This window comes from Methylibium sp., assembly GCF_013817365.1.
In the GTDB taxonomy this organism is placed as follows: Bacteria; Pseudomonadota; Gammaproteobacteria; order Burkholderiales; family Burkholderiaceae_C; genus Methylibium.
In genome coordinates, this window is the sequence record NZ_JACDCU010000312.1 from 1 (window position 1) to 5,017 (window position 5,017).

The 5,017-nt window shown below is 66.4% G+C and carries 5 protein-coding genes and 1 pseudogene; all 6 read right to left on the minus strand.

The window, feature by feature from the left end; translation table 11 throughout:
* Positions 1–395 (minus strand): annotated as a pseudogene (locus H0W38_RS16415) (amidophosphoribosyltransferase); the annotation flags it as partial.
* A 24-nt stretch (positions 396–419) separates the two neighbouring features.
* On the minus strand, positions 420–908 hold the full coding sequence (locus tag H0W38_RS16420; RefSeq protein ID WP_292456039.1) for a CvpA family protein: 489 nt from the start codon (positions 906–908) through the stop codon (positions 420–422).
* A 17-nt stretch (positions 909–925) separates the two neighbouring features.
* Positions 926–1,681 carry an SPOR domain-containing protein gene (locus H0W38_RS16425; protein WP_292456041.1) on the minus strand — a complete coding sequence of 252 codons (756 nt, stop codon included), beginning with the start codon at positions 1,679–1,681 and terminating at the stop codon, positions 926–928.
* A gap of 124 nt (positions 1,682–1,805) precedes the next feature.
* Entirely contained in the window at positions 1,806–3,128 is a 1,323-nt protein-coding gene (folC, locus tag H0W38_RS16430; RefSeq protein WP_292456043.1) for a bifunctional tetrahydrofolate synthase/dihydrofolate synthase, read from the minus strand.
* A 102-nt stretch (positions 3,129–3,230) separates the two neighbouring features.
* Positions 3,231–4,103, minus strand: a complete 873-nt coding sequence (accD, locus tag H0W38_RS16435; protein ID WP_292456045.1) for an acetyl-CoA carboxylase, carboxyltransferase subunit beta — start codon at positions 4,101–4,103, stop codon at positions 3,231–3,233.
* Positions 4,104–4,107: 4 nt separating this feature from the next.
* The gene (gene trpA / locus H0W38_RS16440; protein ID WP_292456048.1) at positions 4,108–4,917 is read right to left on the minus strand and encodes a tryptophan synthase subunit alpha; all 810 of its coding nucleotides are present in this window, start codon (positions 4,915–4,917) and stop codon (positions 4,108–4,110) included.
* Positions 4,918–5,017: the final 100 nt, after the last annotated feature.

The window sequence follows — 5,017 nt, forward strand, 5'->3', positions numbered from 1 at the left end:
TCGCTGTCGGTGTTGAGGTGGCGCCGGTCGATCGCGAACAGCTCCGTTCGCAGCGCGTGCGCGTTGGTCAGGTTGCCGTTGTGCACCAACACCAGGCCGAACGGCGCGTTCACATAGAACGGCTGCGCTTCCTCCTCGTTGTAGGCATTGCCCGCGGTCGGGTAGCGCACCTGTCCCAAGCCCACGGTGCCCGGCAGGCCGCGCATGTCGCGGGTGCGGAACACGTCGCGCACCATGCCGCGCGCCTTGTGCATGAAGAACTTCGTGCCTTTTGCATCCGGCCCGGCCGTGACGATCCCCGCCGCGTCCTGGCCACGGTGCTGCAGCAGCAGCAGCGCGTCGTAGATCAGTTGATTTACCGGCGCCTTGGAGATCACACCGACGATGCCACACATGCCATTGATCCCTTCAACGATCCATCAGGCCGGCAGATGCCGTGCCACTTCGTCCGGCAGCAGTGGCAGCAAACCGGACAGCACTTCGCGCAAGCCGGCCGCGCTGTGCGAGTCGCGCCACGTTGCAGACTCGGCCAGCGGCGTCAGGTTCACTGCCGTCGCCACCACGAGGCCGATCAGGCCGCCGCGCAACAAGCCGAAGACCGCGCCGAGCACGCGGTCCAGCGGGTTCAGCGGCGAAGCCTGCACCAGTTTCTTGAGCAGCCATGACAACAGATTCCACACGATCAGCGTGCCGATGAAGACCGCCGCGAACGACACCGCCAGGTTGAGTCCCGAGCCGGGCGTGCCGACCGGAATGGCGGGCGCCAGCAACCGACCGAACGCATTTGCGGCCACATAGGCCAAAACCCAGCCCAGCAGTGACATCACTTCATACATCAAACCCCGCACCACGCCGACGACGACTGACAGCACAACTAAGGAAAAAAAGGCCCAGTCTATCCAGCTCACGCCGGCGAATGCGGGGCTCACAAGGTCAGCACGGCAGGCTGAAGACCCGCCTGCTTCAGCCGCGCTGCGGCGCGATCCGCCTCGCCGCGCTCGCCGTAAGGACCGACGCGCACCCGGATGCGCTTGCCGGCCGCCGTCTCGACAACCTGCGTGTAAGTCTTGAGGCCCAGCTTCTCTACGCGCTGACGCACCTGACGCGCCGAAGTCGCCTCGCTGAATGCGCCGACCTGGACGACGAAGCGGCCGGCGTCCTCGCGCGGCGCCGCAGGCTGGACCGCGGCGGTCGATTTGCCTTGCAGAGCAGCCAGCGCGCGGGCCTCCTCGTTCGCCTTGAGCGGCGCAGTCGCAGGAGCTGGTTTGCGGGCCGGTCCCGTCTCGGCTGCAGGAGCAGATGGCTTCTCGGCAATGCGATTGATCGCCACGGGAGCCGGCGTTGCGACCGGCGAAGCGGCGACTTCGCGATCTGTATCGGCAGCGCCATCAACGATGACCTCCTCCGTGTTCGCCGCCGGCCCAGCGGAAGTGTCGGGCGCCGGCTTGGTTACCGCGGAGGCGGCGGCGGCCTGGGGCTCGGACATCTCCATCGTGATGTCGGGCGGCAAGGGCCGAGGGCTGGTATCGAACAGCAGCGGAAAGCCGACCACGCCAGCTGCCACCAGCACCACAGCGCCGATCAGGCGACGCCGTGCTCGCAGCCGGGCCGCATCGACCGACATAGGGTCCGAGGCGGCGGCGACGGCGGCCTTGCGTTGCAGGAAGGACAGCAGGCCCATGCGGAAAGATCTCTTCTCGGAGCGTGAAAGCGTAGATCGCTGAGACGGCCTGCTGCGAGGCCGCATTTTTTCGCGATTGAGTGCGGGCCAAACGGCGGCGGTGGTCTTGAGGACTGCAGCAGCTTCAAACGAGGTGCTTGGCGGCGCGACGCGCCAGCCCGTGCTCGAGCACGCCACCGACCGTGTAGAAGGATCCGAACACGACGATTCTACCCGTGGGGTCAGTCTGTTCGAGGGCTTCGAGAAGGGCCGCTCGGGGCGAGTCATGAAGGCTCGCCTGTACACCCGGTGGCAGCGGCGCTGCCCCCGCAGACCGTCGACGCAGCGCTTGCTCGTAGAACGCCTGAAGCTCGAGTGCGGTCGCGCCGCGGGGTGTCGGCAGGTCGGTGAAATGCCAAGCATCCACGAGCGGCAGCATCCGCGCAATCATGGCTTCGATGTCCTTGTCCCTCATCGCGCCGAACACCACGCGCGTCCCGGGATAAAAGCCCATCTGATCGAGGTTTTCGGCCAACGTAGCCACGGCGTGCGGGTTGTGCGCCACATCGAGCACGAGGGTCGGCTCGCCCGGAACGATCTGGAAGCGCCCGGGCAACTCGACCATCGCCAATCCATTGCGCACGGCCTGGGCCGTCACCGGCAGACGCGGGCGCATGGCCTCCAGCGCGGCCAGCACGCCCGAGGCGTTGAGCAATTGGTTGGCACCACGCAGCGCCGGATAGGCCAGCCCGTTGTGGCGCCGAGTGCGCCCGGCCCACGCCCACTGCTGTTTGTCGCCGCTGTAGTTGAAGTCCTGCCCGAAGCGCCACAGGTCGGCGCCGATCTCTCGTGCGCGGTCGATCACGCTTTGCGGCGGCACCGGATCGCTGACGATGGCCGGACGACCGGTGCGCAGGATGCCGGCTTTTTCCGCACCGATCGACTCGCGATCCGGGCCGAGGTAGTCCATGTGGTCGAGGTCGATGCTGGTCAGGATCGCGCAATCGGTGTCGATCGCGTTGACGGCGTCGAGCCGGCCGCCCAGGCCCACCTCCAGCACCACCGCATCGAGCCCCAGCTGGCTCATGTGCCGCAGGATCGCCAGTGTTGTGAACTCGAAGTAGGTCAGGGTCTCGCCTTGGCGTGCCCCTTCGACCGCCTCGAAATGCGGCATCAGTGCGGCGGCCTCGACGATTGCACCGTCAACGCGGCAGCGCTCCTCGAAGTGCACCAGGTGCGGCGAGGTGTACACCCCGACCCGCCAGCCCGACTGCATCAGGATCGCCTCGAGCATCGCGCAGGTCGAGCCCTTGCCGTTGGTGCCGGCCACGGTGAACACTGGGCAGCTGAAACCCAGACCGAGTCGCTCACTCACGCGCTGCACTCTCTCGAGCGTGAGATCGATGGTCGTGGGATGCAGGCGCTCGCAGTGGGCCAGCCACTCGGCCAAGCTGGACGGTGTCGTCATGGAGTCGATGTTAGGCGGCGCAAGGCGCGGCAATCGGCCCCAGGAAGCACAAGGGCGGCTCGAGCCGCCCTTTCCTCACCCGGCCGCTCTGAGGAGGAAACGTCAGGCCACTGCGTCCGCGCTCTGTCGCTGCAGCATGGCAAGCAGTCGCGAGATTCTGGCGCGCAGCTCGCGCCGGTCGGCGATCATGTCTAGCGCACCCTTGCCGATGAGGAACTCGCTGCGCTGAAAGCCTTCGGGCAGCTTTTCGCGCACGGTGTTCTCGATCACCCGTGGGCCGGCAAAGCCGATCAGCGCCCTCGGCTCGGCGATCACCACATCGCCCATGAAAGCAAAGCCGGCCGACACGCCGCCCATGGTGGGATCGGTCAGCACGCTGATGTAGGGCAACCGGGCCTTGGCCAGGCGGGTCAGCGAGGCATTGGTCTTGGCCATCTGCATAAGCGACAGCAGACCTTCCTGCATGCGCGCGCCGCCCGTGGCGGTGAAGCAGATGAAGGCTGTCTTCTGTTCGATCGCGGTCTCGACGCCGCGCACAAACCGCTCGCCGACCACGGAGCCCATCGAGCCGCCCATGAACTCGAACTCGAAAGCCGCGACCACCACCGGCATGCTGAGCACCGCGCCGCCCATCACCACCAGTGCGTCGGTCTCGCCGGTGGCCTCCATCGCCTGCTTGAGGCGTTCGGGGTACTTCTTGCTGTCCTTGAATTTCAGCGGATCGACCGGCAACACCTCCTGGGCGATCTCGTAGCGGCCCTCGGGATCGAGAAAGCTGTCGAGCCGAAGGCGCGCACCGATGCGGTGATGGTGGTTGCACTTCGGACAGACGTTGCAGTTCTGCTCGAGGTCGGTCTTGTAGAGCACCGTTTCGCAAGACGGACATTTGATCCACAAACCTTCCGGCACCGAACGGCGCTCGGACGGATCGGTCGGCTGAATCTTCGGCGGCAGCAGTTTTTCGAGCCAGCTCATCTGCTCACTCCTTGGTTTGTTCGTCGAGCGCCGCACGAATGGTGGCGATGAACCCGCCCGCAGCCGCGGCGACGGCTTCGCGCGGCTGCACTTCCAGCAACTGCACCAGGCGAGAACCGATCACCACCGCGTCGGCCACTGCACCCAGCGCCTTCGCAGTTGCCGCGTCGCGGATGCCGAAGCCCACCCCGACCGGCACGCTCACGTGCTGGCGTATGCGTGGCAGCATCTGCGCCACCGCGGCGGTGTCCAGGTGACCAGCGCCGGTCACGCCCTTGAGCGACACATAGTAGACATAGCCGCTCGCGATGCGGCCCACCTCCTTCATGCGCCGTTCGGTCGAGGTCGGCGCGAGCAAGAAGATCGGGTCGAGCCTGGCGCCCTGCAGCATTGCGGCGAAACCTTCGCATTCCTCGGGTGGATAGTCCACCACCAGAACGCCGTCAACGCCGGCGTCTTTGGCGTCGGTCACGAAGCGGTCCAGGCCGTAACGCTCGAGCGGGTTGGCATAGCCCATCAACACCACGGGCGTGCCGTCGTCGCAATCCCGAAAACCGCGCACTGCCTGCAACACCTGCGACATGCCGATGCCCTTGGCGAGCGCGCGCTCGGAGGCTTTCTGGATCACCGGACCGTCGGCCATCGGATCGGAGAATGGCACGCCGAGTTCGATGACGTCGGCACCGCAGTGCGCCATGGCCAGCATGATGTCGACCGTCGCGTCAGCGTACGGATCACCGGCCGTGATGTAGGGAATGAGCGCGGTGCGTCCTTGCGCCTTGAGCGTCTCGAAAGTCGCTTGGATGCGGCTCATCGCTGCACCTCGACCACCGCCTGCGCACCCTTGACTGTCTGACCACGGCACGACGGCCGGCAATAGAAATCGGCGCCGGACAGGTCGGCCACCGTACCGA

Coding starts and splice junctions, on each gene's coding strand:
- H0W38_RS16425 (WP_292456041.1), bottom strand. CDS start 1,681: ATGGGCCTGCTGTCCTTCCTGCAACGCAAGGCCGCCGTCGCCGCCGCC.
- folC (WP_292456043.1), bottom strand. CDS start 3,128: ATGACGACACCGTCCAGCTTGGCCGAGTGGCTGGCCCACTGCGAGCGC.
- accD (WP_292456045.1), bottom strand. CDS start 4,103: ATGAGCTGGCTCGAAAAACTGCTGCCGCCGAAGATTCAGCCGACCGAT.
- trpA (WP_292456048.1), bottom strand. CDS start 4,917: ATGAGCCGCATCCAAGCGACTTTCGAGACGCTCAAGGCGCAAGGACGC.